At 42.6% G+C, this 24,807-nt stretch carries 22 protein-coding genes; 19 read left to right on the top strand and 3 right to left on the bottom strand.

Annotated features, from left to right (window positions below):
* Positions 1-96: 96 nt before the first annotated feature.
* From ACIY14_RS08100 to ACIY14_RS08090, 3 genes are read right to left on the bottom strand one after another with little or no spacing between them, the layout of a single operon-like run.
* Positions 97-825 carry an ABC transporter permease gene (locus tag ACIY14_RS08100; RefSeq protein ID WP_000498776.1) on the bottom strand — a complete coding sequence of 243 codons (729 nt, stop codon included), beginning with the start codon at positions 823-825 and terminating at the stop codon, positions 97-99.
* A gap of 15 nt (positions 826-840) precedes the next feature.
* Positions 841-1,536: an ABC transporter ATP-binding protein gene (locus ACIY14_RS08095; RefSeq protein WP_000173183.1), complete on the bottom strand. Its 696-nt coding sequence runs from the start codon at positions 1,534-1,536 to the stop codon at positions 841-843.
* A 4-nt stretch (positions 1,537-1,540) separates the two neighbouring features.
* On the bottom strand, positions 1,541-1,906 hold the full coding sequence (locus ACIY14_RS08090) for a GntR family transcriptional regulator (RefSeq protein ID WP_049537140.1): 366 nt from the start codon (positions 1,904-1,906) through the stop codon (positions 1,541-1,543).
* 140 nt (positions 1,907-2,046) lie between these two features.
* Here ACIY14_RS08090 and nrdR point away from each other — a divergent pair, with 140 nt between their 5' ends.
* The 19 genes from nrdR to ACIY14_RS07995 all read left to right on the top strand — a co-directional run bounded on the left by nrdR (position 2,047) and on the right by ACIY14_RS07995 (position 24,797).
* Positions 2,047-2,520 carry a transcriptional regulator NrdR gene (gene nrdR, locus ACIY14_RS08085; RefSeq protein ID WP_001203678.1) on the top strand — a complete coding sequence of 158 codons (474 nt, stop codon included), beginning with the start codon at positions 2,047-2,049 and terminating at the stop codon, positions 2,518-2,520.
* Positions 2,521-3,684 carry a DnaD domain protein gene (locus tag ACIY14_RS08080; RefSeq protein ID WP_409002203.1) on the top strand — a complete coding sequence of 388 codons (1,164 nt, stop codon included), beginning with the start codon at positions 2,521-2,523 and terminating at the stop codon, positions 3,682-3,684.
* Positions 3,685-4,581 carry a primosomal protein DnaI gene (gene dnaI, locus ACIY14_RS08075; RefSeq protein WP_000446484.1) on the top strand — a complete coding sequence of 299 codons (897 nt, stop codon included), beginning with the start codon at positions 3,685-3,687 and terminating at the stop codon, positions 4,579-4,581. It begins immediately after the preceding gene.
* The gene (locus ACIY14_RS08070) at positions 4,578-5,291 is read left to right on the top strand and encodes an NADPH-dependent oxidoreductase (RefSeq protein ID WP_409002202.1); all 714 of its coding nucleotides are present in this window, start codon (positions 4,578-4,580) and stop codon (positions 5,289-5,291) included. Before dnaI ends, ACIY14_RS08070 begins: the two co-directional genes overlap by 4 nt.
* 13 nt (positions 5,292-5,304) lie before the next feature.
* Positions 5,305-6,615, top strand: a complete 1,311-nt coding sequence (gene der, locus ACIY14_RS08065) for a ribosome biogenesis GTPase Der (protein ID WP_409002201.1) — start codon at positions 5,305-5,307, stop codon at positions 6,613-6,615.
* Positions 6,616-6,690: 75 nt separating this feature from the next.
* Positions 6,691-7,026, top strand: coding sequence for a hypothetical protein (locus ACIY14_RS08060; RefSeq protein WP_409002200.1), 336 nt, complete (start codon positions 6,691-6,693; stop codon positions 7,024-7,026).
* 19 nt (positions 7,027-7,045) lie between these two features.
* Positions 7,046-7,336: a hypothetical protein gene (locus ACIY14_RS08055; RefSeq protein ID WP_409002199.1), complete on the top strand. Its 291-nt coding sequence runs from the start codon at positions 7,046-7,048 to the stop codon at positions 7,334-7,336.
* Positions 7,337-7,478: 142 nt separating this feature from the next.
* The gene (secA, locus tag ACIY14_RS08050) at positions 7,479-9,992 is read left to right on the top strand and encodes a preprotein translocase subunit SecA (protein WP_409002198.1); all 2,514 of its coding nucleotides are present in this window, start codon (positions 7,479-7,481) and stop codon (positions 9,990-9,992) included.
* 79 nt (positions 9,993-10,071) lie between these two features.
* Positions 10,072-11,103 (top strand): 3-deoxy-7-phosphoheptulonate synthase, encoded by a 1,032-nt coding sequence (locus ACIY14_RS08045; RefSeq protein ID WP_409002197.1) that lies wholly within the window; start codon positions 10,072-10,074, stop codon positions 11,101-11,103.
* A gap of 1 nt (position 11,104) precedes the next feature.
* Entirely contained in the window at positions 11,105-12,136 is a 1,032-nt protein-coding gene (locus tag ACIY14_RS08040; protein ID WP_409002196.1) for a 3-deoxy-7-phosphoheptulonate synthase, read from the top strand.
* Between the two features lie 44 nt (positions 12,137-12,180).
* Positions 12,181-12,543 (top strand): holo-ACP synthase, encoded by a 363-nt coding sequence (gene acpS, locus ACIY14_RS08035; protein WP_409002195.1) that lies wholly within the window; start codon positions 12,181-12,183, stop codon positions 12,541-12,543.
* Positions 12,533-13,636, top strand: a complete 1,104-nt coding sequence (alr, locus tag ACIY14_RS08030; protein ID WP_409002194.1) for an alanine racemase — start codon at positions 12,533-12,535, stop codon at positions 13,634-13,636. The genes acpS and alr overlap by 11 nt, the downstream gene beginning before the upstream one ends.
* Positions 13,637-13,654: 18 nt before the next feature.
* Complete coding sequence (gene recG, locus ACIY14_RS08025) at positions 13,655-15,670, top strand: ATP-dependent DNA helicase RecG (RefSeq protein ID WP_409002193.1); 2,016 nt, start codon at positions 13,655-13,657, stop codon at positions 15,668-15,670.
* Between the two features lie 310 nt (positions 15,671-15,980).
* Positions 15,981-16,463, top strand: coding sequence for a thioesterase family protein (locus ACIY14_RS08020; RefSeq protein ID WP_000894826.1), 483 nt, complete (start codon positions 15,981-15,983; stop codon positions 16,461-16,463).
* 158 nt (positions 16,464-16,621) lie between these two features.
* Entirely contained in the window at positions 16,622-17,602 is a 981-nt protein-coding gene (locus ACIY14_RS08015; RefSeq protein WP_409002205.1) for an acetylxylan esterase, read from the top strand.
* A gap of 336 nt (positions 17,603-17,938) precedes the next feature.
* Positions 17,939-21,337 (top strand): SIALI-17 repeat-containing surface protein, encoded by a 3,399-nt coding sequence (locus tag ACIY14_RS08010; protein ID WP_409002192.1) that lies wholly within the window; start codon positions 17,939-17,941, stop codon positions 21,335-21,337.
* A gap of 233 nt (positions 21,338-21,570) precedes the next feature.
* Positions 21,571-22,269, top strand: a complete 699-nt coding sequence (locus ACIY14_RS08005; protein ID WP_045616793.1) for an N-acetylmannosamine-6-phosphate 2-epimerase — start codon at positions 21,571-21,573, stop codon at positions 22,267-22,269.
* A gap of 113 nt (positions 22,270-22,382) precedes the next feature.
* Positions 22,383-23,711, top strand: a complete 1,329-nt coding sequence (locus tag ACIY14_RS08000; protein ID WP_247946258.1) for an ABC transporter substrate-binding protein — start codon at positions 22,383-22,385, stop codon at positions 23,709-23,711.
* Between the two features lie 219 nt (positions 23,712-23,930).
* The gene (locus ACIY14_RS07995; RefSeq protein WP_409002204.1) at positions 23,931-24,797 is read left to right on the top strand and encodes a carbohydrate ABC transporter permease; all 867 of its coding nucleotides are present in this window, start codon (positions 23,931-23,933) and stop codon (positions 24,795-24,797) included.
* Positions 24,798-24,807: the final 10 nt, after the last annotated feature.

Here is a 24,807-nt window from a genome sequence, read left to right as displayed (position 1 = left end):
AAAAGGACTTAGTCCTGTGCAATACAGAACTAAATCCTTCACTTAAATTATTTGTCTAACTTTTTGGGGTCAGTACACTTTCTAGCTGGGCATTTTTTATTGCAAATTAACCTTGTTTTTCAAAATATAGTAGGTACCGAGATAGTAGATAGCCGATAAAAAGAGATCGCGCAGAATTTCTGTACCAATCATCATGTTAAAGTCATTTTCAATTCGGAAAAAGAGAGAAACATAACCAATGACGATGGCAATGACGATATAGGCTAGAATCCCCATAGCTGTTCGATACTCATTAAAGAGTTGTCCGATTGAGATGGAGAGGTAAATGGATAAAATCCATGTAATCGAACCGACAAATAGTGATAGGGCATACAGCCAGCCGTAGCTGAGGTAAGGGGAAATGAAGTTATAGAGGACAGTGAAGTCTTTTTCTATTGGTGTTAAGAAGAAGATAATCAATACACTCAAGATAAAGACGATATAGCTTAAGATGGACCAGACAAGACCACCTAAAAGTTTTGCGATGATGATTTGGTGCTCAGAGACAGGTAAGGTCAGGGTCAAATACCCTTGGCGGTCATAAACACTCCCCTTGAATCTTCGGATGATTAAAAAGATTGTTGCAATCCAAAGAGTGACGCTGAGTCCTCCAAAGACTAGTACCAAAAAGAAGATGAAATAAACAGCATTGTTAGAATTGTAACTCTGGCTAAGGCTACCAAGAAAAGCTCCAATCAAAACTGAAATTGCAAGCACAGCTCCATAGAGCGCTAAATACCATTTATTGACATTCTTAAATTCATAACGAACTAGATTCCAAAACATAATAATCTCCTTTGCTTAGGCTTTAAATTCCTGGCGGAAGAGCTGGTCAATTGATTCACCTGACTCGTAACGAATATCATCAACATTTCCTTGGCGGACGACTTTTCCGTCTTTGAGGAAGATGATCTCATCCAAGATTGGCTCAATATCTGAAATCAAGTGGGTTGAAATCAGCACCGTAGAGGTTGGTGAGTAGTTATTGATGATGGTATTGAGGATATAATCACGGGCAGCTGGATCCACGCCTCCGATTGGTTCGTCCAGAACGTAGAGGCGGGCTTCACGGCTCATAACGAGGATTAGTTGGACCTTTTCCTTGTTTCCTTTTGATAATTTCTTTAAGCGACTATTTTCATCAATGCCAAGGTCTGCAAGCAGATGTTGGGCGCGTTCAAGATTGAAATCCTGATAGAAGGTTTTAAAGTAAGTAAGGGCTTCTTTAACCTTCATTTGCTCATTGAGATAAGTTGTGTCTGGTAGATAAGAGACGATCGCCTTGGTAGCAGGACTTGGATCCTGTCCGTTAATGAGAACACGTCCTTTATCTGGCTGAAGGAGGCCATTGATCAGTTTGATCAGGGTTGTTTTTCCGGATCCGTTTGGTCCGAGGAGCCCGACAATCTTTCCAGCTGAGATCTCTAGTGAGATATTGTCAAGTGCCGCAGTTGCTCCATATGATTTTGATACATTTTCAAGTGCTAGTAGTGTCATAGTCTTAAACTCCTTTAATATAGTCGCTTAATACATTTGGCAGTTCTTCTTTTTTGTAGCCAAATTGAAGCATGCAAGAGACGAAGTGTTGCAGTTGCTCTTCGGAAAGTTGTTTGCGGGACTGAACGATGAGGTCCAAATCCTCGGTGACAAAACGACCAGTTGTTCGCTTGCTATAAACGAAACCTTCACGTTCGAGATCCGATAAGGCGCGCTGGATGGTATTGGGATTGACCCCAGCCTCGCTCGCCAAATCTCTCACGGTTGGGAGCTGTTGGTTGGGTTCCAGTTCATGGGAAACAATCTGTAGTTTAATTTTTTCCATAATCTGTAAATAAATGGGTTTTGTATTATCAAATGACCAGGACATCATAGTCTCCTTTCTTTTTCTTTGTTGTTCTAATTAAATAATACAATAAAACAAAAAACTTGTCAAGTAAAAATAAGAATTGTTTTGGGAATTGCTCAAAAAATGGTATAATGAAAAGAAAACGACAAGGAGGGAAATGCATGCGTTGTCCAAAATGTGGGGCTACCAAGTCTAGTGTTGTTGATAGTCGACAAGCCGAAGAAGGAAATACCATCCGTCGAAGACGTGAGTGCGACGAGTGTCAGCATCGTTTTACAACCTATGAACGAGTAGAAGAAAGAACGCTAGTTGTCGTCAAAAAAGACGGTACGCGAGAACAATTTTCAAGAGATAAAATCTTTAATGGGATTATCCGTTCAGCCCAGAAGCGTCCTGTGTCAAGTGATGAAATCAACATGGTGGTCAATCGTATTGAGCAAAAACTCCGTAGTCGCAGTGAGAATGAGATCCAAAGTGAATATATTGGATCTTTAGTCATGGAAGAATTGGCAGAGCTTGATGAGATTACCTATGTTCGTTTTGCCAGTGTTTATCGTAGCTTTAAGGATGTGAGTGAGTTGGAGAGTCTGCTCCAGCAGATCACCCAGTCCTCAAAAAAGAAAAAGGAAAAGTAAATGAAGCCAAATGACCGTTTTTCTTTTCTAAAGAATAATCGGGTGTCACAAGATACCTCTTCTCTGGTGCAGTGCTACCTCCCGATTATCGGTCAGGAGGCACTGAGCCTCTATCTATATGCCATTACCTTTTGGGATGGTGGGCAGAAGGAACACCTTTTTGCTAACATTCTTAATCATTTAAACTTCGGGATGAATACGCTCCTCCAGTCCTTTAAAATCTTATCTGCTGTAGACTTGTTGACCCTTTATCAAAAGGGAGAAACCTATGAATTACAGCTTCATCCTCCCCTCTCCAGTCAGGAATTTCTAAGTCATTCTGTCTATAGCAGACTATTGGAGCGAAAGATTGGGGATACTGCACTTGCTTCTATGAAGCAGGCTCCAAGTGAGGGAGAAGCACTCTCGGTTTCTTTGAGTCAAGTCTTTCCAACCCTGACTGAAGAAGTGACACCAATCGAGTCTAAAAGCAAGTTAAAAAATGATTTTGACTTGGAACATTTCCAGCGTCTGATGGCTCGAGATGGCTTGCGTTTTGAAAATGAGCAGGCAGATGTTTTGGAATTGTTTGCCATCGCAGATGAAAAAAAATGGACTTGGTTTGAAACCTATCAATTAGCCAAAGCGACAGCGGTGGCTCAGGTTATTTCAGTCAAACGCATGCGTGAAAAGATTGCGCAAAAGCCAGCATCTTCTGACTTTAGCCCCAAAGAAATGACCATTATCAGGGAAGCCCAAAATAAAACTCCCCTAGAATTTTTAGCCGAAATCAAGCAAACACGTAAGGGAAACATCACCCAAAGTGAAAGAGAACTCCTTCACCAGATGGCGTCTTTAGGCTTATTGGACGAAGTCATCAATATCATCTTGCTTCTAACCTTTAACAAGGTTGATTCGGCAAATGTCAATGAGAAATATGCCATGAAGGTTGCCAATGACTATGCTTACCAAAAAATTCGAACAGCAGAAGAAGCTGTGCTTCGGATTCGAGAGCGTCAGAAAAAAGGGCAAGAAGACCAGAAATCGAAAACTAGCTCGACTAAGACAAATGTTCCCAAGTGGAGTAATCCAGAATATAAAAATCAAACCAGTGAGGAAACTCGTCTGGAACTAGAACGAAAAAAACAAGAAATGTTAGCCCGATTAGAAGAAGGAGGAGACTAGATGGAAAGTGTTGGTGATGTAATCAAACGTCAGACAAGTCGTTTTCAGTATCAGGACTTGGTCCAGCAGATCATGAAGGACCCCGATGTAGCGGCTTTTATCCAGAAAGAATCCCTCAGCCCAGAGGAGTTAAATCGTAGCATCTCCAAGTTCAACCAATATATCACAGAACGGGACAAGTTTCTTCGTGGGGATGCGGACTATATAGCGCGTGGTTACAAGCCTATCTTGGTCATGAATCACGGTTATGCGGACGTTTCTTATGAAGAAACACCGGAACTAATCGCGGCTGAAAAAGAGGCGGCAATCAAGAATCGTCTCAAATTGATCAACCTACCAGCAAGTCTCAAGAAAGCGAAATTAGCTCAGATTGACCTGGATGATCTAGGACGCTTGCCGATTTTTGAGAGACTCTATGCCTTTGTTGACCTTTACCCAAGTATCCGAAAAGGCCTCTATCTTTACGGAGATTTTGGTGTCGGTAAGAGTTTCATGATGGCGGCTCTGGCTCACGACCTATCTGAAAAACGTGGGGCTTCAACGACTATTCTCCACTATCCAAGTTTTGTCATTGATGTGAAAAATGCCATCGGTGAAGGTTCTGTGAAGACCTTGGTGGATGACATCAAGTTAGCTGAAGTTCTGGTCTTAGATGATATTGGTGCAGAACAGTCGACCCCTTGGGTACGTGATGAGATTCTCCAAGTCATTCTTCAGTACCGCATGCAGGAAGATTTGCCAACCTTCTTTACTTCCAACTTTAATTTCCAAGATTTGGAAAAACATTTTGCCAAAGGAAAGAATGGAAATGACGAGACTTGGGAAGCTAGACGGGTCATGGAACGAATCCGTTATTTAGCTGAGGAAACGAGACTAGAAGGAGAAAATCGCCGATGACAGAAACCATTAAACTGATGAAAGCTCATACTTCAGTTCGTCGTTTTAAGGAGCAAGAGATTCCTCAAGCAGACTTGGACGAGATTTTGACTGCTGGACAAATGGCGTCATCTTGGAAAAATTTCCAATCCTACTCTGTGATTCTTGTGCGCAGTCAAGAGAAGAAAGATGCTCTTTATGAACTGGTTCCTCAGGAAGCCATTCGCCAGTCAGCAACCTTTTTGCTCTTTGTCGGTGACTTGAACCGAGCTGAAAAGGGAGCAAGTCTTCATACGGACACTTTCCAACCTCAAGGGGTAGAAGGTCTCCTCATTACCTCTGTGGATGCGGCGCTTGCTGGTCAAAACACCTTGCTTGCAGCAGAGAGCCTGGGATATGGTGGTGTGATCATCGGTTTAGTCCGTTACAAGTCAGAAGAAGTGGCAGAGCTCTTTAACCTGCCTGACTATACCTACCCTGTTTTTGGGATTGCCCTTGGTGTGCCAAATCAACAACATGATGTCAAACCAAGACTGCCTTTGAACCAAGTAGTTTTTGAAGAAGAATACCAAGAACAGCCAGTTGAAGCGATTTTGGACTATGACAAAGTTCAGGCAGACTATGCTGGTGCGCGTGCGACGACCTCTTGGAGTCAGCGTTTAGCAGAGCAGTTTGGTCAAGCCGAACCTAGTTCAACTCGAAAAAATCTAGAACAGAAAAAGTTATTGTAGAAAGTGAGAAAACATGGCCTTACCAACTATTGCCATTGTGGGACGTCCCAATGTTGGGAAATCGACCCTATTTAATCGGATCGCTGGTGAGCGAATTTCAATCGTAGAAGATGTCGAGGGTGTGACACGTGACCGTATCTATGCAACGGGTGAGTGGCTCAATCGTTCCTTTAGTATGATTGATACTGGAGGGATTGACGACGTCGACGCTCCCTTCATGGAGCAAATCAAGCACCAAGCAGAAATCGCTATGGAAGAAGCTGATGTCATCGTCTTTGTGGTGTCTGGGAAAGAAGGAATCACAGATGCAGATGAGTACGTAGCTCGCAAACTCTATAAAACCCATAAACCTGTTATCCTCGCGGTTAACAAGGTTGATAATCCTGAGATGCGAAATGATATCTATGATTTCTATGCTCTGGGCTTGGGTGAACCTCTGCCAATCTCGTCTGTCCACGGTATCGGGACAGGGGATGTGCTGGATGCCATTGTGGAAAATCTACCAAATGAAGTTGAAGAAGAAAATCCAGACGTGATCAAATTCAGCTTGATTGGCCGTCCTAACGTTGGAAAGTCAAGTTTAATCAACGCTATTTTGGGAGAAGACCGCGTGATTGCCAGTCCAGTAGCTGGAACAACGCGCGATGCCATTGATACCCACTTTACAGATACGGATGGACAAGAGTTTACTATGATTGATACAGCAGGTATGCGTAAGTCTGGTAAAGTCTACGAAAATACAGAAAAATACTCAGTCATGCGTGCCATGCGTGCCATTGACCGTTCAGATGTGGTCTTGATGGTCCTCAATGCCGAAGAAGGTATTCGTGAATACGACAAGCGTATCGCAGGTTTTGCACACGAAGCAGGTAAAGGGATGATTATCGTGGTCAATAAGTGGGATACCCTTGAGAAAGACAACCACACCATGAAGAGATGGGAAGAAGATATCCGTGAGCAGTTCCAATACCTGCCTTATGCTCCGATTGTCTTTGTCTCTGCTCTGACCAAGAAACGTCTCCACAAACTGCCTGAGATGATCAAGCAAATTAGTGAAAGTCAAAACACCCGTATCCCATCAGCGGTCTTGAACGATGTCATTATGGATGCCATTGCTATCAATCCAACACCGACAGACAAAGGAAAACGCCTCAAAATCTTCTATGCGACTCAAGTGGCAACCAAACCACCAACCTTTGTCATCTTTGTCAATGAAGAAGAACTCATGCACTTCTCTTACCTGCGTTTCTTGGAGAATCAAATCCGCAAGGCTTTTGTCTTTGAGGGAACACCGATTCACTTGATCGCAAGAAAACGAAAATAAACAAGCAAGATCTGGAATGCAGTTTCCAGATCTTTTTGATATAATATAATAAAAACAGTCTTGGAGGAAGTCGTGATGGAAAGATTATTACAGCTATTGGTTTTGTCACCTTACTTTTATTTTTTCCATTGGATTGAGAAGGCAGATAGTGATAGCAAATACTTCACTTTTTTCTATTATTTTTACATGATTTACCTTCCTCTGTGGGCTTTGTTTAGTCTAGCTTTTACAGGATTTTCAGTTTTACTGTTTAATTATATTTTGATAAATCCTACGGATTTAACAAGGTGGGGCATTTGGTTACTCTTAATCTTCTTGTCCCTTGTGAATGACTGGAAAGTTTATGACTGTCTAAAGAGAATGTCCAAACTGAGACGGGTCAAGAAAAAAAGTTCATCACTCAATAGCTAAGTTTTAGAGGAGGTATCTGATGCCAAAGGCAAAGCAGTTCCTTGATAGACACTACAAGACCTATATTCTTATGATTTGCTTGCTGTGGCTTGTGGTGTTTTTCCTTCCCTGGGATTTGCAAATAGGAGGAGTTTCAGTATATTATTTCGTTATGAAAAAACTCTTTGTGGTTTTTGGAGTTTTATCCATCCTATACTCCGTATTAATTAAAAAAATCAGCCTTTTTATTTTTGGAGTGCTATTTTGCATGGCCTTCTGGATTAATTTCTTTTGCTCTTTTGGTATATTGCCAGTGTTTTTAGGAAATTAAACATAAAATAATGATGGACTAGACCAGTTTCTAACCCTTTTTTCCCCTTGTAAAACAAGGATTCTTTCTTGAAAAATAATAGTAAATATGCTAAAATGAAAAGAACATTCTAAAATATTCAGAATCTAAAGTAAGGAAAATCATGGCTAATATTTTAAAAACAATTATCGAAAATGATAAAGGAGAACTTCGTCGTCTAGAAAAGATGGCTGATAAGGTTCTTAACTATGAGAGCCAAATGGCCGCAATGTCGGACGAAGAACTAAAAGCAAAAACTGACGAATTTAAAGACCGCTACAATAAGGGGGAATCACTTGATTCGCTGTTATATGAGGCTTTTGCGGTAGTCCGTGAAGCAGCAAAACGTGTCCTTGGACTTTTCCCTTATAAAGTTCAGGTCATGGGTGGGATTGTTCTTCACCATGGTGACGTTCCAGAGATGCGTACTGGTGAAGGGAAAACTTTGACAGCGACCATGCCAGTTTACTTGAATGCCTTGGCTGGTCAGGGTGTCCACGTAGTTACAGTCAATGAATACCTAACAGAACGTGACGCGACTGAGATGGGTGAGTTGTACTCATGGCTCGGTCTGTCAGTAGGGATCAACTTGGCAGCTAAATCTCCAATGGAGAAAAAAGAAGCTTACCTTTGCGATATTACCTATTCAACTAACTCAGAGATTGGTTTCGACTACCTTCGTGACAATATGGTCGTTCGTGCAGAAAACATGGTACAGCGTCCGCTTAACTATGCCTTGGTCGATGAGGTTGACTCAATCTTGATCGATGAAGCTCGTACTCCTTTGATCGTTTCAGGTGCCAATGCAGTTGAGACTAGCCAACTCTACCACATGGCGGATCATTTTGTGAAGTCTTTGGATAAAGATGACTATATTATTGACATTCAGTCTAAGACGATTGGTTTGTCTGATTCTGGGATTGACAAGGCTGAGAGCTATTTCAAACTGGAAAATCTCTATGATGTCGAAAACGTAGCTCTTACCCACTTTATCGACAATGCCCTCCGTGCCAACTATATCATGATTCTCGATATCGACTATGTGGTTAGTGAAGAGCAAGAAATCTTGATCGTCGACCAATTTACAGGTCGTACCATGGAAGGTCGTCGTTACTCTGACGGTTTGCACCAAGCGATTGAAGCAAAAGAGGGTGTGCCAATCCAAGATGAGACCAAGACTTCAGCTTCTATCACCTACCAAAACCTCTTCCGTATGTATAAGAAATTGGCAGGTATGACAGGTACTGGTAAAACAGAAGAAGAAGAATTCCGTGAAATTTACAACATCCGAGTTATCCCAATCCCAACCAACCGTCCAATCCAACGTATCGACCATTCAGACCTTCTCTATGCCAGTCTTGATGCGAAATTTAAGGCTGTAGTTGAAGATGTAAAAGCTCGTCACCAAAAAGGTCAACCGGTCTTGGTAGGTACAGTTGCAGTTGAAACGAGTGATTTCCTTTCTAAGAAACTGGTAGAGGCGGGTGTTCCTCACGAAGTCTTGAATGCGAAAAACCACTACAGAGAAGCGCAAATCATCATGAATGCTGGTCAGCGTGGCGCTGTTACGATCGCAACCAACATGGCCGGTCGTGGTACCGACATTAAGCTTGGTGAAGGGGTTCGTGAATTGGGTGGACTTTGTGTCATTGGTACAGAACGCCATGAAAGCCGCCGTATTGATAATCAGCTTCGTGGACGTTCAGGTCGTCAAGGAGACCCAGGTGAGTCACAATTCTACTTGTCTCTTGAAGATGATTTGATGAAACGTTTCGGTTCAGAACGGTTGAAGGGTGTCTTTGAACGTCTTAACATGTCTGATGAAGCCATCGAATCTCGCATGTTAACGCGTCAGGTTGAAGCAGCTCAAAAACGTGTCGAAGGAAATAACTACGACACTCGTAAACAAGTCCTTCAATACGATGATGTTATGCGTGAACAACGTGAGATTATCTATGCGCAACGCTATGATGTCATTACTGCAGATCGTGACTTGGCACCTGAAATCCATGCTATGATCCGTCGTACAATTGGCCGAATCGTGGATGCGCATGCTCGTTCTAAGGAAGATGAAAAATTGGAAGCAATCTTGAACTTTGCTAAGTATAACTTGCTTCCAGAAGATTCAATCAGCCGTTCAGATCTTGTAGGTCTGTCAGATCAAGCCGTCAAAGATGAACTTTTCCAACGTGCCTTGAAAGTCTATGACAGCCAAGTTGCTAAGCTTCGTGACGAAGATGCAGTGAAAGAGTTCCAAAAAGTCTTGATTCTACGTGTTGTAGACAACAAATGGACAGATCACATCGATGCTCTTGACCAGTTGCGAAACGCTGTTGGCCTTCGTGGTTATGCGCAAAACAACCCTGTTGTAGAATACCAAGCAGAAGGTTTCCGCATGTTTAACGACATGATTGGATCGATTGAATTCGATGTGACCCGCTTGATGATGAAAGCACAAATCCATGAACAAGAACGTCCGCAAACTGAACACAATATCAGTACAACTGCGACTCGTAATATTGCAGCGCAGCAGGCAAGTCTTCCAGAAGATTTGGACTTGAGCCAAATCGGACGAAACGACCAATGCCCATGTGGATCAGGTAAGAAATTCAAGAATTGTCATGGTAAGAGACAATAATATGAGATAAGATACAGGCGGATACCTGGTAAAAATCATTTTTTGCTTGGTGTCCGTTTGCTTTATAAGGAGATGAATCATGGTATTTAAAGCTAAAAGTCCTAAAATTAACATTGAAGAAGTTCGCGCCTTGTCTAAATTAGAGGGATCGGCTCTTGCGAGAAAAAACCAACGTGATCAGGAATTGGAAGCCATCATCCGTGGGGAAGACCAGCGTATTCTCTTGGTGATTGGACCATGTTCATCTGATAATGAAGAGGCGGTTCTCGAGTATGCCAAGCGTCTATCTGCTTTGCAAGAAGAGGTCAAAGACCGTATTTTTATGGTCATGCGTGTCTATACAGCTAAACCTCGTACCAATGGAGACGGCTATAAGGGCTTGATTCATCAACCAAATGCTAAAGAAGCACCTAGCTTGATCAATGGAATCAAGGCTGTTCGTCATTTACATTACCGCGTTATTTCTGAGACTGGCATGACAACAGCGGATGAGATGCTTTATCCTGAAAATCTTCCGCTGGTGGATGATTTGATTTCTTATATGGCTGTTGGAGCTCGTTCTGTAGAGGATCAACAGCACCGTTTTGTAGCGAGCGGAGCAGATTTCTCAACAGGATTTAAAAATCCAACATCTGGAAATCTCAATGTTATGTTTAACGGGATTTATGCAGCGCAAAATAAACAGAGTTTCCTCTTTCTTGGTAAAGAGGTGGAAACAACGGGGAATCCATTGTCCCACGCAATTCTTCGCGGTGCCTTGAATGAATACGGGAAAAATATTCCTAACTACTACTATGACAATTTGATGGATACCATTGATCAGTATGAAAAGATGGGCTTGGAAAATCCCTTTATCATCATCGATACCAATCATGACAATTCAGGCAAGCAGTACATGGATCAAATCCGTATCGTTCGCCAGACCTTAATCAACCGTGACTGGAATGAGAAAATCAAAAAATACGTTCGTGGTTTTATGATTGAGTCCTATCTGGAAGATGGACGTCAAAATGAGCCAGAAGTTTTTGGTAAGTCCATTACAGATCCGTGCCTAGGCTGGGATAATACTGAAGCACTTGTTCGCGAAATTTACCAAACGCTAGGAGAATAAGATGGCATTTATCGAAAAAGGTCAAGAAATAGATATTGAAGCAATCAAGGCTGCAACTCAGCTGTCACCTGAAGCCTTGCGAAAGAAAGAAGTCCGTGATAGAGAGTTGGCAGCTATCATTTCGGGTGAGGACGACCGAATCCTTTTGGTGATGGGGCCTTGCTCTTCGGACAATGAAGAAGCAGTACTCGAATATGCTCGCCGCTTAGCAGACTTGCAGAAAAAAGTTGCGGATAAAATCTTTATCGTCATGCGTGTTTATACAGCTAAACCTCGTACCAATGGAGATGGCTATAAGGGTCTGGTTCATCAGCCCGATACTTCTAAAGCTCCAAGCTTGATTAATGGCATACAAGCTGTTCGTCAACTGCACTACCGTGTGATTACGGAGACGGGTTTGACGACAGCTGATGAGATGCTCTACCCGTCAAATCTCGTTTTGGTCGATGATTTGGTCAGCTACCATGCTGTAGGGGCTCGTTCAGTGGAAGACCAGGAACACCGCTTTGTAGCCTCTGGGATTGATGCTCCAGTTGGGATGAAAAATCCAACATCTGGGAACCTTGGGGTCATGTTTAATGCTATCTATGCAGCTCAAAACAAGCAAACCTTCCTTTACCATGGTCAAGAAGTGGAAACTTCAGGAAATCCCTTGGCCCACGTTATCCTTCGTGGTGCCATGAACGAATACGGCAAAAATGAACCCAATTTCTACTATGAACCCCTCTTAAATGCTATTAATCGCTATGAGACCATGGGACTTGAAAATCCCTTTATCATTATCGATACCAATCATGACAATTCGGGCAAGCAGTATATGGAACAAATCCGCATTGTTCGCCAATCCTTGCTGAATCGTGACTGGAATGAAAAGATTAAAAAGACGGTTCGAGGCTTTATGATTGAATCTTACCTAGCAGATGGTCGCCAAAATCAACCAGAGGTCTTTGGTTGCTCTATTACTGACCCTTGTCTAGGTTGGGAAAATACAGTAGCCTTGGTAGAAGAAATTTATACTACCTTAACAAAATAAGTGAAAAGGATGGAGTTGGGGGAATCTCAACTCCTTTTGTGAGTATGATAGTTGGACATGGAATTGACATCGAAGAATTGGCTTCGATAGAAGGCGCAGTTACACGACATAAAGGATTTGCCAATCGCGTGCTGACCGCTAAGGAAATGGAGCGCTTTACCAGTCTCAAAGGGCGCAGACAAATCGAATACTTGGCAGGTCGCTGGTCGGCTAAGGAAGCCTTTTCCAAGGCTCTGGGAACTGGTATAGGCAAACTGACCTTTCAGGATTTGGAAGTCTTGAACAATGAAAGAGGGGCTCCCTATTTTAGTCAGGCACCATTTTCAGGAAAGATTTGGCTGTCAATCAGCCATACAGATCAGTTTGTGACAGCCAGTGTCATTTTGGAGGAAAATCATGAAAGCTAGTCCACATAGACCAACCAAGGCTCTAGTTCATCTGGGAGCTATTCGAAAAAATATACAACAAATGGGAAGTCATATCCCTAATGGTACACTCAAATTTGCAGTAGTCAAGGCTAATGCTTATGGACATGGGGCGGTAGCTGTTGCAACGGCGATCCAGTATGTTGTTGATGGATTTTGCGTTTCCAATATCGATGAAGCTATCGAGTTGCGTCAAGCAGGTATAAACAAGAAAATCCTCATCTTAGGAGTTTCTGAGCTAGAAGCTGTTTCCCTAGCTAAAGAATACGACATCACCTTGACAGTGGCAGGGTTGGAGTGGATTCAAGCGCTGTTAGACAAGGAAGCAGATTTAACTGGCTTGACTGTTCACCTCAAGATTGACTCAGGAATGGGACGGATTGGTTTTAGAGAGGCCAGTGAAGCTGATCTGGCTCAAGACTTGCTCAAGCAACATGGTGCGCGTGTTGAGGGGATTTTTACCCACTTTGCTACTGCAGATGAGGAATCAGATACATATTTTAATGCCCAGTTAGAACGCTTTAAGACTATTTTGGCAAGTATGAAGGAAGTGCCAGAACTGGTTCATGCTAGTAACTCGGCAACGACCCTCTGGCATGCTGAAACTATTTTCAATGCGGTCCGTATGGGAGATTCCATGTATGGTCTCAATCCAAGTGGAGATGTCTTAGACTTGCCTTATGACTTGACACCAGCCTTGAGTTTGGAGTCTGCTCTGGTCCATGTCAAGACAGTGCCAGCTGGAGCTTGCATGGGCTATGGAGCCACCTATCAGGCGGATAGCGAGCAAGTCATCGCGACCGTGCCAATCGGCTATGCGGATGGTTGGACACGAGACATGCAGAATTTCTCTGTTTTAGTAGATGGACAAGCTTGCCCAATCGTCGGACGGGTTTCTATGGACCAAATCACCATTCGCCTGCCTAAGATTTATCCGCTAGGAACAAAAGTAACCTTGATTGGCTCCAACGGTGACAAGGAAATCACAGCAACTCAGGTAGCGACCTACCGCGGAACCATTAATTATGAGGTGGTTTGCCTCCTCAGCGATCGCATTCCTCGAGAATATTATTAAAAAGAAAGGAGTGGGAGCATGAATCTACATCAACCCTTGCATGTCTTGCCTGGTGTGGGGCCAAAGTCAGCAGAGAAGTACGCCAAACTAGGAATTGAAAACTTGCAAGACCTCTTGCTCTACTTTCCTTTCCGATATGAAGATTTCAAGACCAAGCGGGTGCTGGAGCTGGAAGATGGCGAAAAGGCGGTCCTGTCTGGTCAAGTCGTGACACCTGCCAGTGTCCAGTATTATGGTTTCAAGCGCAATCGCCTACGTTTTAGCCTTAAGCAGGGAGAGGTCGTTTTTGCGGTGAATTTCTTTAACCAGCCCTATCTAGCAGACAAGATAGAGTTGGGAGCAACCCTTGCTGTTTTTGGGAAGTGGGACCGTGCCAAGGCCAGCCTGACAGGGATGAAGGTCCTGACTCAGGTGGAAGATGACCTCCAGCCTGTCTATCGTCTGGCTCAGGGAATCAGTCAGGCCAGTTTGGTCAAGGTTATCAAGACAGCCTTTGATCAGGGGTTGGACCTCTTGATTGAGGAAAATCTTCCCCAGTCTTTACTTGATAAATACAAACTCATGTCCCGTTGCCAGGCTGTTCGCGCTATGCATTTCCCTAAGGATTTGGCAGAATACAAGCAGGCCCTTCGTCGTATCAAGTTTGAAGAACTCTTTTACTTCCAAATGCAGTTGCAGACGCTCAAGTCTGAAAATAGAATTCATGGAAGCGGTCTGGTTCTGAATTGGTCCCAGGAAAAAGTGACAGCCGTTAAAGAAAATCTGCCTTTTGCCCTGACACAAGCTCAGGAAAAAAGTTTGCGGGAAATTTTGACCGACATGAAGTCCGACCACCACATGAATCGTCTCCTGCAAGGAGATGTGGGGAGCGGAAAGACAGTGGTCGCTGGCTTGGCCATGTTTGCGGCAGTGACGGCTGGCTACCAGGCTGCTCTCATGGTGCCAACAGAAATCCTAGCAGAGCAACACTTTGAGAGTTTACAGAACCTTTTTCCAGACTTGAAACTGGTTCTCTTGACAGGTTCCTTGAAAGCTGCAGAAAAGAGAGAAGTTTTGAAGACCATTGCCAAGGGTGAGGCTGATTTGATTATTGGAACCCACGCTCTGATACAAGATGGGGTTGATTATGCTCGTCTTGGATTGATTATCATTGATGAACAGCACCGATTTGGTGTAGGACAAAGGCGGATTTTACGTGAAAAAGGCGACAACCCAGACGTCCTCATGATGACGGCGACTCCCATTCCACGAACCTTGGCCATCACAGCCTTTGGCGATATGGATGTTTCCATTATCGACCAGATGCCTGCGGGTCGGAAACCTATTGTGACTCGCTGGATTAAGCATGAGCAACTACCTCAGGTGCTGACTTGGTTAGAAGGAGAAATTCAAAAAGGTTCTCAAGCCTACGTCATCTCTCCCTTGATTGAAGAATCAGAAGCTCTTGATCTGAAAAATGCCATTGCCTTATCTGAGGAGTTGACAGCTTATTTTGCAGGTAAGGCCGAAGTGGCTCTTCTACATGGTAAGATGAAGAGTGATGAAAAAGACCAGATCATGCAGGATTTCAAAGATAGAAAAACAGATATTCTGGTTTCGACAACGGTTATCGAGGTTGGGGTCAATGTTCCCAATGCGACCGTCATGATCATCATGGATGCCGATCGGTTCGGTCTCAGCCAGCTTCACCAGCTTAGAGGTCGTGTCGGTCGGGGGGACAAGCAGTCATATGCGGTTCTCGTTGCCAATCCTAAGACCGAGTCAGGGAAAGACCGCATGCGCATCATGACAGAAACCACCAATGGATTTGTCCTTGCTGAGGAGGATTTGAAAATGCGCGGATCTGGTGAGATTTTTGGAACCAGACAGTCAGGCCTACCAGAGTTCCAAGTGGCTGATATTATCGAAGACTTTCCGATTTTGGAAGAAGCCAGGAAGGTTGCCAGCTACATTAGTTCGATAGAAGGTTGGAAAGAGGATCCAGAATGGCGCATGATTGCTCTCCACCTAGAGAAGAGAGAACATCTGGATTAAGCCTTTTCTAAGAAATTTATAAGCTAGCTTTTAGGTTTGGGTCTTATACTAGAGTCATCAAAATGAAACGAGGACTCTCATATGACGATTAAAGTGACCTACCAAAAGAAATTCCAAACCGTCAAACTAGAGAAAGGAGCTAGCACCTATTGATACACAAAGAGCGGAAACGCTCTTTTTATTTTTATAAAATGGTCGGCTATAAATCAAACTTAGTCGAGTGATAAAAAGATATTAGTCTCCAAGCCTATTTACTCTTTGACTGAAGCTTGATATAATTGCTCCATCTGAGTAAAGAGGAGTGAAAAGAATGTTAGAAACAAGAACGATTGCTATCCAAGATAGGTATGGAGAACGATTTCAGCATTGTTGGGGATGTGGTCCCAAGAATGATTTAGGCTTACATTTAAAAACCTATCCAAGTATAGATGGGAATAGTTGTATTAGTCGGATAAAGCTTGAAAATGCTTATACTGGTGGAGTTCCATCAAATGTCTTTGGAGGAATGATAGCGACTATTTTTGATTGCCATGGCACGGCCTCAGCAGCTTGGTTTGCCCATCATCAAAAAGGGTTGGAACTGACGGAATCAACTGTGATAGGACGTTTTATTACAGCTCGCTTGGAGATTGATTACCTTAGTCCTAGTCCAATTGAAGATGAAATTGTGGTTACTTCTACTCTGGAGGAATTAGGGGAAAGAAAAGCAATTATTGCTATGGAGATGACAGTGGCTACTAAAGTCCGTGCCAAAGCCAAAATGGTAGCAGTTGCTGTGAAGGATCATATGTAAAACGGAAGATTAGAAGTTTAAGATTTTAAAACTACTTTCAGACGATAGGTTTGAGGAAAGAGAATCTAAATTCACTTTCTGTTTCCCATTCTTTCTTGCATTGCTTTTCTAGATATGCTAGAGTTATGATAGCGATTACAAATCAAAAGGAGCATGCTATGAAAGATCCAGCTTTGCTAGAAGAAATCAAGACTTATAGAGGGCGAGATGAGGTTCCAGAAGACTTTGATGCTTTTTGGGATGAAGAGGTCAAAAAAGTTTCCTCTCTTCCTGCCTATCAGCTAGAGGAAAGAGATTTCCATATTCCTCAGGTCAAGTGCTATGAGCTAACCTTTGAGGGAAGCAATAAAGGCAAGGTCTATGCACGCATCGTCCTTCCAAAGACTGAAGAGAAGGTTCCGCTAATCTTTCACTTCCATGGCTATATGGGGCGTGGTTGGGATTGGGCTGACATGCTAGCCTATACTGTGGCTGGTTACGGTGTTGTTTCTATGGACGTTCGAGGCCAGTCGGGCTATTCGCAGGATGGCCTGCGTTCTCCACTAGGAAATACGGTCAAGGGCCACATTATCCGTGGTGCTGTTGAAGGTCGAGACCAGCTCTTTTATAAGGATGTCTATCTGGATATTTACCAGTTGATCGAAATTGTTGCTAGTATGCCACAGGTAGATGAGGAAAGACTTTCTAGCTATGGTGCCTCACAAGGAGGGGCTTTAGCCCTAGTTGCAGCAGCACTCAATCCTCGGATTCAACGAACAGTTGCCATCTATCCCTTCTTATCTGACTTTAGACGAGTGCTTGAGATTGGCAATACCAGTGAGGCCTATGACGAACTTTTCCGTTATTTCAAGTTCCACGATCCCTTCCATGAAACAGAGGAGGAAATCATGGCGACTCTTGCCTATATCGATGTGAAAAATCTTGCCCATCGTATCAAAGGAGAGGTCAAGATGATTACGGGCTTGGACGACGATGTTTGCTATCCCATTACCCAGTTTGCGATTTACAATCGTCTGACCTGTGACAAGTCCTACCGCATCATGCCTGAGTATGCTCACGAAGCCATGAATGTTTTTGTCAATGACCAGGTATATAACTGGTTATGTGGCAGTGAGATTTCTTTTAAGTACGTAAAATAATGTATGAGAGAGCCCAGAAGCTCTCTTTTTATATCCAAAACCTGAAAGTACTTTTAGAAAATTTAAAATATTAAAATATTCTTAAAAGTAAAATCTATTCTGTGAGAACATAGATATAAATATAAGACTTTATTGTATAATAAAGGAAAAATCACTTGTGAAAGGAGGAAAAATGCTGCTGGGCGCTTAAAGAATGGCTTAGCAGAAAATGGGAGAGGATTGGGAGCTCTCATTGAGTTGGATACTTTCTTGTAAAACTTGTCTCTTGAAGAGACAATAAAAATTTTTAAAGAAAAAAGAAAGCGCTTTATTTTTATGAAAAATGGAAGGACAAACATGAATTACAACTCTTTACATCGGAAACAGCGATACGGAATTCGAAAATTTGCAATCGGAGCAGCATCAGTAGTGATTGGTACAGTAGTATTTGGAGTAAATCCAGTCTTAGCTCAAGAGCAAGCCAATGCAGCAGGTGCTAGTACAGAAACAGTCGAATCTGGTCAAGGGCAAGGATTATCAGAGTTACCAAAAGAAGTGTCTTCTGGTGATCTTGAACATTTGGATAAGGATTTGGCTGGTAAATTGGCAGCAGCTCAAGACAATGGCGTTGAGGTGGACCAAGATCATTTGAAAAAAAATGAGAGTGCAGAATCAGAAACCCCATCCTCTACGGAAACCCCTGCAGAAGAAGCAAATAAGGAAGAGGAATCAGAGGATCAGGGAGCTATTCCTCGTGACTATTACTCAAGAGATTTAAAAAATGCCAATCCTGTCCTTGAAAAAGAAGATGTTGAAACCAATGCAGCAAATGGTCAAAGAGTTGACCTTTCCGGAGAATTAGAAAAATTAAAGACACTTCAGAATGCTACAGTTCATATGGAGTTTAAGCCAGACGCAAACGCTCCATCATTTTACAACCTATTTTCAGTATCAAGTGATAAAAAAGAAAATGAGTACTTTACGATGTCTGTTCTTAATAATACTGCCTTGATTGAAGGGCGAGGCGCTAACGGGGAGCAGTTCTATGATAAGTATACAGATGCTCCTTTGAAAGTTCGCCCTGGACAATGGAATTCCGTGACCTTTACTGTCGAACAACCGACAGCAGAGTTACCTCATGGTCGAGTTCGTCTCTATGTGAACGGTGTCTTATCTCGAACAAGTCTCAAATCTGGTAACTTTATCAAAGATATGCCAGATGTTAATCAAGCTCAACTTGGAGCAACCAAACGGGGCAATAAAACAGTTTGGGCATCAAATCTACAAGTCCGAAACTTAACCGTTTACGATCGTGCTTTAAGCCCAGATGAAGTTCAAACACGGAGTCAACTATTTGAAAGAGGTGATTTAGAAAAGAAACTTCCTGAGGGCGCGAAAATCTCAGAGAAAGAAGATGTCTTTAAAGGGGGAATGCATAACCAACCAAACAAAGATGGCATCAAGAGTTATCGTATTCCAGCTCTTCTCAAGACTGATAAAGGAACGCTGATTGCAGGTGCAGATGAACGCCGTCTCCATTCGAGTGACTGGGGTGATATCGGTATGGTCATTAGACGCAGTGAAGATAATGGTAAAACTTGGGGAGATCGAGTAACCATTACCAACTTACGTGACAATCCAAGAGCTTCTGACCCATCAATCGGTTCACCAGTGAATATCGATATGACCTTGACTCAAGATCCTGAAACCAAACGCATCTTTGCCATTTATGACATGTTCCCAGAAGGAAAAGGGATCTTTGGAATGTCTTCGCAAAAAGAAGAAGCTTACAAAGAAATTAATGGTAAAACTTATCAAATCCTCTATCGAGAAGGAGAAGAGGGAACTTATACTATTCGAGAAAATGGCATAGTCTACACTCCAGATGGAAAGGCAACAGATTACCGCGTTGTTGTAGATCCTGTTAAACCGGCCTATAGCGACAAGGGTGATCTATACAAGGGTGACCAGCTACTAGGCAATATCTACTTCACCACAAACAAAACTTCTCCATTTAGAATTGCCAAGGATAGTTATCTATGGATGTCCTATAGTGATGATGACGGGAAGACTTGGTCAGCTCCTCAAGATATTACTCCGATGGTCAAAGCCGATTGGATGAAATTCCTAGGAGTAGGTCCTGGAGTGGGGATAACCCTTCGTACTGGACCGCATAAAGGTCGAATCGTCGTTCCTGTCTATACGACCAACCGGGCTAATCACCTCAATGGTTCTCAATCTTCTCGAATCATCTACTCAGACGACCATGGTAAGACTTGGCATATGGGCGGTGGTGTCAACGACAATCGTACACTTTATGATGGTACAGTGGTTGATTCAAGCACCATGAACAATTATTATGCTCAAAATACAGAGGCTTCTGTTGTTCAGTTGAACAATGGGGATCTCAAACTATTTATGCGTGGTTTGACAGGTGATCTACAGGTTGCAACCAGTCATGATGGTGGTCTAACTTGGGACAATAACGTTGAACGCTACGATGTGCCAGATGTTTATGTTCAAATGGCTGCGACTCATACGGTTCAAAATGGTAAAGAGTATATTCTCTTGGCGAATGCAAACGGTCCAGGTCGTAAAAATGGTTATATTCGAGTGGCTCGTGTTGAAGAAGATGGCCAGTTAACTTGGTTGCACCATCATTTGATTCAAGAAGGTGAATATGCTTATAACTCTCTCCAACAAATTGGGCCAGATGAATTTGGACTTTTATATGAACACCATGCTCCTGGAGGAGTTCCGTACACACTTTCCTTTAAGAAATTTAACTGGGATTTCTTGACTAAGGAAAGAATTTCTCCTAAAGAAGCAAAAGTAAAATATGCTATCCAAAAATGGCCAGGTATCATTGCCATGGAGTTCGATTCGGAAGTATTGGTGAACAAGGCTCCGACCCTTCAGTTGGCAAATGGTAAAACAGCAACCTTCATGACCCAGTACGATACAAAAACTCTCTTATTTACAGTGGATCCAGAAGATATGGGTCAAAGAATTACTGGTCTATCTGAGGGTGCAATTGAAAGTATGCATAATTTACCAGTATCTTTAGCTGGCTCTAAACTAAGCGATGGTATTAATGGCAGTGAAGCTGCTATTCATGAGGTTCCAGAGTTTACAGGAGGCGTTAATGCAGGAGAAGCTGCTGTGGCAGAGATACCAGAGTACACAGGCTCATTAGCAACAGTAGGAGAAGAGCCAGCTCCAACGGTAGAAAAACCGGAATTCACAGGAGGCGTTAATGCAGAAGAAGCCGCTGTGGCAGAGATACCAGAGTACACTGGTCCATTGGCAACGGTAGGTGAAGAACCGGCTCCAACGGTAGAAAAACCGGAATTTACAGGTGGGGTCAACGCTGTTGAAGCGGCAGTCCATGAACTTCCAGAGTTCAAGGGTGGTGTCAATGCAGTTCAAGCAGCCTCAAACGAGCTTCCTGAATATAGCGGAGGTGCTAACTTTGTCTTGGCAGCTTCAAATGACCTGCCAGAGTATAAGGGTGGTGTCAATGGCGCTGAGGCAGCAATCCATGAAGTGCCAGAGTACAAGGGAGAAACCAATCTAGTATTGGCAGCTGCAGACAATAAACTATCTCTAGGACAAGATGTGACCTATCAAGCTCCAGCAGCTAAACAAGATGAACTTCCAAATACGGGAAGCAAGGAAACAAGTTCACTGCTTTCCCTTGGACTTGCAGGCGTACTTTTATCACTCTTTGTATTTGGAAAGAAGAGAAAAGAATAATAAGCAAAAGCTATTATAGCAAGTCTCAGAAGAGATAGCAGGTTTTCAAGCCTGCTATCTTTTTTGATGACATTCAGGTTGATTCGAAATCATAAGAGACCTGAAACTACTTTCAGGAACGGCTGTTCTATAAAATACTTTTGAAACTGAAATCTATTCTACCACAAGCTATTGAAAGCGCTTAACAAATAATATATAATAGGCCCATAAGAACAAGAAAGGGAGGAAAGAGGATGCCACAGATCAGCAAAGAAGCCTTGATTGAACAAATCAAAGATGGAATCATTGTCTCTTGCCAGGCACTTCCTCACGAACCGCTTTATACAGAAGCGGGAGGAGTCATTCCCTTGCTAGTCAAAGCGGCTGAGCAAGGTGGAGCAGTCGGTATCCGAGCAAACAGTGTTCGCGATATCAAGGAGATCAAGGAGGTTACGAAACTCCCAATTATCGGAATCATCAAACGTGACTATCCGCCACAGGAGCCCTTCATTACAGCTACGATGAGAGAAGTTGATGAATTGGCTGAACTAGACATTGAGGTCATTGCTCTGGATTGTACCAAACGTGAACGTTACGATGGTTTGGGAATCCAAGACTTTATCCGACAAGTCAAAGAAAAATATCCGCATCAACTCTTAATGGCTGATACCAGTACGTTTGAAGAGGGAATCGCAGCAGTTGAAGCAGGGATTGATTTTGTTGGAACAACTCTATCAGGCTACACCTCTTATAGTCCCAAAGTAGATGGTCCAGACTTTGAACTGATCAAAAAACTGTGTGAAGCAGGGGTGGATGTCATCGCTGAAGGGAAAATTCATACACCAGAACAAGCTAAGCAAATCCTTGAATATGGGGTGCGAGGTATCGTTGTCGGTGGTGCTATTACTAGACCAAAAGAGATTACGGAACGCTTTGTTGCCGGTCTTAAATAACACAATCTCAAAACAGAGGAGAGTGGTCGATGCGTCGAACAAAATGAAAACGTATACAAATAGAAAGAACTCATTATCCAATATGGATACGCTTATCAATTAGGAGAATACAAATGAAATTTAGAAAACTAGCTTGTACAGTACTTGCGGGTGCTGCGATTCTTGGCCTTGCTGCTTGTGGTAACTCTGGTGGAAGTAAAGATGCTGCAAATTCTGGTAGCGATAGCGGAAAAACAGAAATCACTTGGTGGGCATTTCCAGTTTTCACTCAAGAAAAAACAGGTGACGGTGTTGGAACTTATGAAAAATCAATCATCGAAGCTTTTGAAAAAGCAAATCCAGATGTAAAAGTGAAATTGGAAACCATCGACTTCAAGTCAGGTCCTGAAAAGATCACAACAGCCATCGAAGCAGGAACAGCGCCAGACGTACTCTTTGACGCACCAGGACGTATCATCCAATACGGTAAAAATGGTAAATTGGCTGAGTTGAACGACCTCTTCACAGACGAATTCGTCAAAGATGTGAACAACGAAAACATCGTACAAGCAAGTAAGGCTGGAGACAAAGCTTACATGTATCCAATCAGTTCAGCTCCATTCTACATGGCCATGAACAAGAAGATGTTGGAAGATGCTGGAGTAGCAAACCTTGTTAAAGAAGGTTGGACAACTGATGACTTTGAAAAAGTTTTGAAAGCGCTTAAAGATAAAGGCTACACTCCAGGTTCATTGTTCAGTTCTGGTCAAGGGGGAGACCAAGGAACACGTGCCTTCATTGCAAACCTTTATGGCGGTTCTGTAACAGACAAAGACGTAACCAAATATACAACTGACGATCCTAAATTCGTTAAAGGTCTTGAAAAAGCTGCTAGCTGGATCAAGGATGGTCTATTGAACAACGGTTCACAATTTGACGGTGGAGCAGACATCCAAAACTTTGCGAACGGTCAAACTTCATACACAATCCTTTGGGCTCCAGCTCAAAACGGTATCCAAGCGAAACTCTTGGAAGCAAGTAAGGTAGACGTGGTAGAAGTACCATTCCCATCAGACTCTGGTAAACCATCTCTTGAATACCTTGTAAACGGATTTGCAGTATTTAACAACAAAGACGATAAGAAAATCGCAGCTGCTAAGAAATTCGTTCAATTCATCGCTGATGACAAAGAATGGGGTCCTAAAGACGTTGTTCGTACAGGTGCCTTCCCAGTTCGTACTTCATTTGGCAAACTTTATGAAGACAAACGTATGGAAACAATCAGCAGCTGGACTAAATACTACTCACCATACTACAACACTATCGATGGATTTGCTGAAATGAGAACACTTTGGTTCCCAATGTTGCAATCTGTATCTAATGGTGACGAAAAACCAGCGGATGCTTTGAAAGCCTTCACTGAAAAAGCTAACGAAACAATCAAAAAAGCTACAAAACAATAAGCACTAAGTCAGATTGATTCCCCCCTTTTCCCTGTGCACTATGGTGTAAGAAAAGGGGGACTTTTGTTTGAAATGGTAGGAACTGTCACGAAATTAAAATGAAGTTCTTACATAAGCGAATCTTAAAAAATTTCATTTTGGTTTTAAAACAGTTCAAGAAAATCAAAAACTATTCTATTTGAAAGAGAGGTGCCGACTGTGAAAGTCAATAAAATTCGTATGCGGGAAACAGTGATTTCCTACGCTTTCCTAGCACCAGTGTTATTCTTCTTTGTGATCTTTGTCTTGGCTCCTATGATTATGGGGTTCATTACAAGTTTCTTTAACTACTCCATGACTAAATTTGAGTTTGTGGGCTTGGACAACTACATTCGCATGTTTAAAGACCCTGTCTTTATGAAGTCTTTGATCAATACCGTGATCCTGGTTATTGGTTCAGTTCCGATTGTGGTTCTCTTCTCACTCTTTGTAGCATCTCAGACCTATCATCAAAATACTATTGCTCGATCTTTCTATCGTTTCGTCTTCTTCCTTCCTGTAGTTACAGGTAGTGTTGCCGTAACGGTTGTATGGAAATGGATCTATGACCCCCTATCAGGGATTCTAAACTTTGTCCTTAAGTCAAGCCATGTCATCAGCCAAAACATTTCTTGGCTGGGTGACAAAAACTGGGCTTTGCTAGCGATTATGATTATCCTTTTGACAACATCTGTTGGTCAACCGATTATCCTTTATATCGCTGCTATGGGGAATATTGACAACTCACTTGTTGAAGCGGCGCGTGTTGACGGTGCGACTGAGTTTCAAGTCTTTTGGAAAATCAAATGGCCTAGCCTTCTCCCAACAACTCTTTATATCGCGATCATTACAACCATCAACTCATTCCAGTGTTTCGCTTTGATTCAGTTGTTGACTTCTGGTGGTCCAAACTACTCAACAAGTACACTGATGTACTACCTTTACGAAAAAGCCTTCCAATTGACAGAGTACGGCTATGCAAATACCATCGGTGTCTTCTTGGCAGTGATGATTGCCATTGTCAGCTTTGCTCAATTCAAGATCCTCGGAAATGACGTAGAATACTAAAGAAAGGAGA

It is taken from the genome of Streptococcus sp. ST16, assembly GCF_046098135.1.
In the GTDB taxonomy this organism is placed as follows: Bacteria; Bacillota; Bacilli; order Lactobacillales; family Streptococcaceae; genus Streptococcus.
The sequence above is the reverse complement of the archived record's forward strand: the minus strand, read 5'-3'. Positions and strand labels throughout refer to the sequence as shown.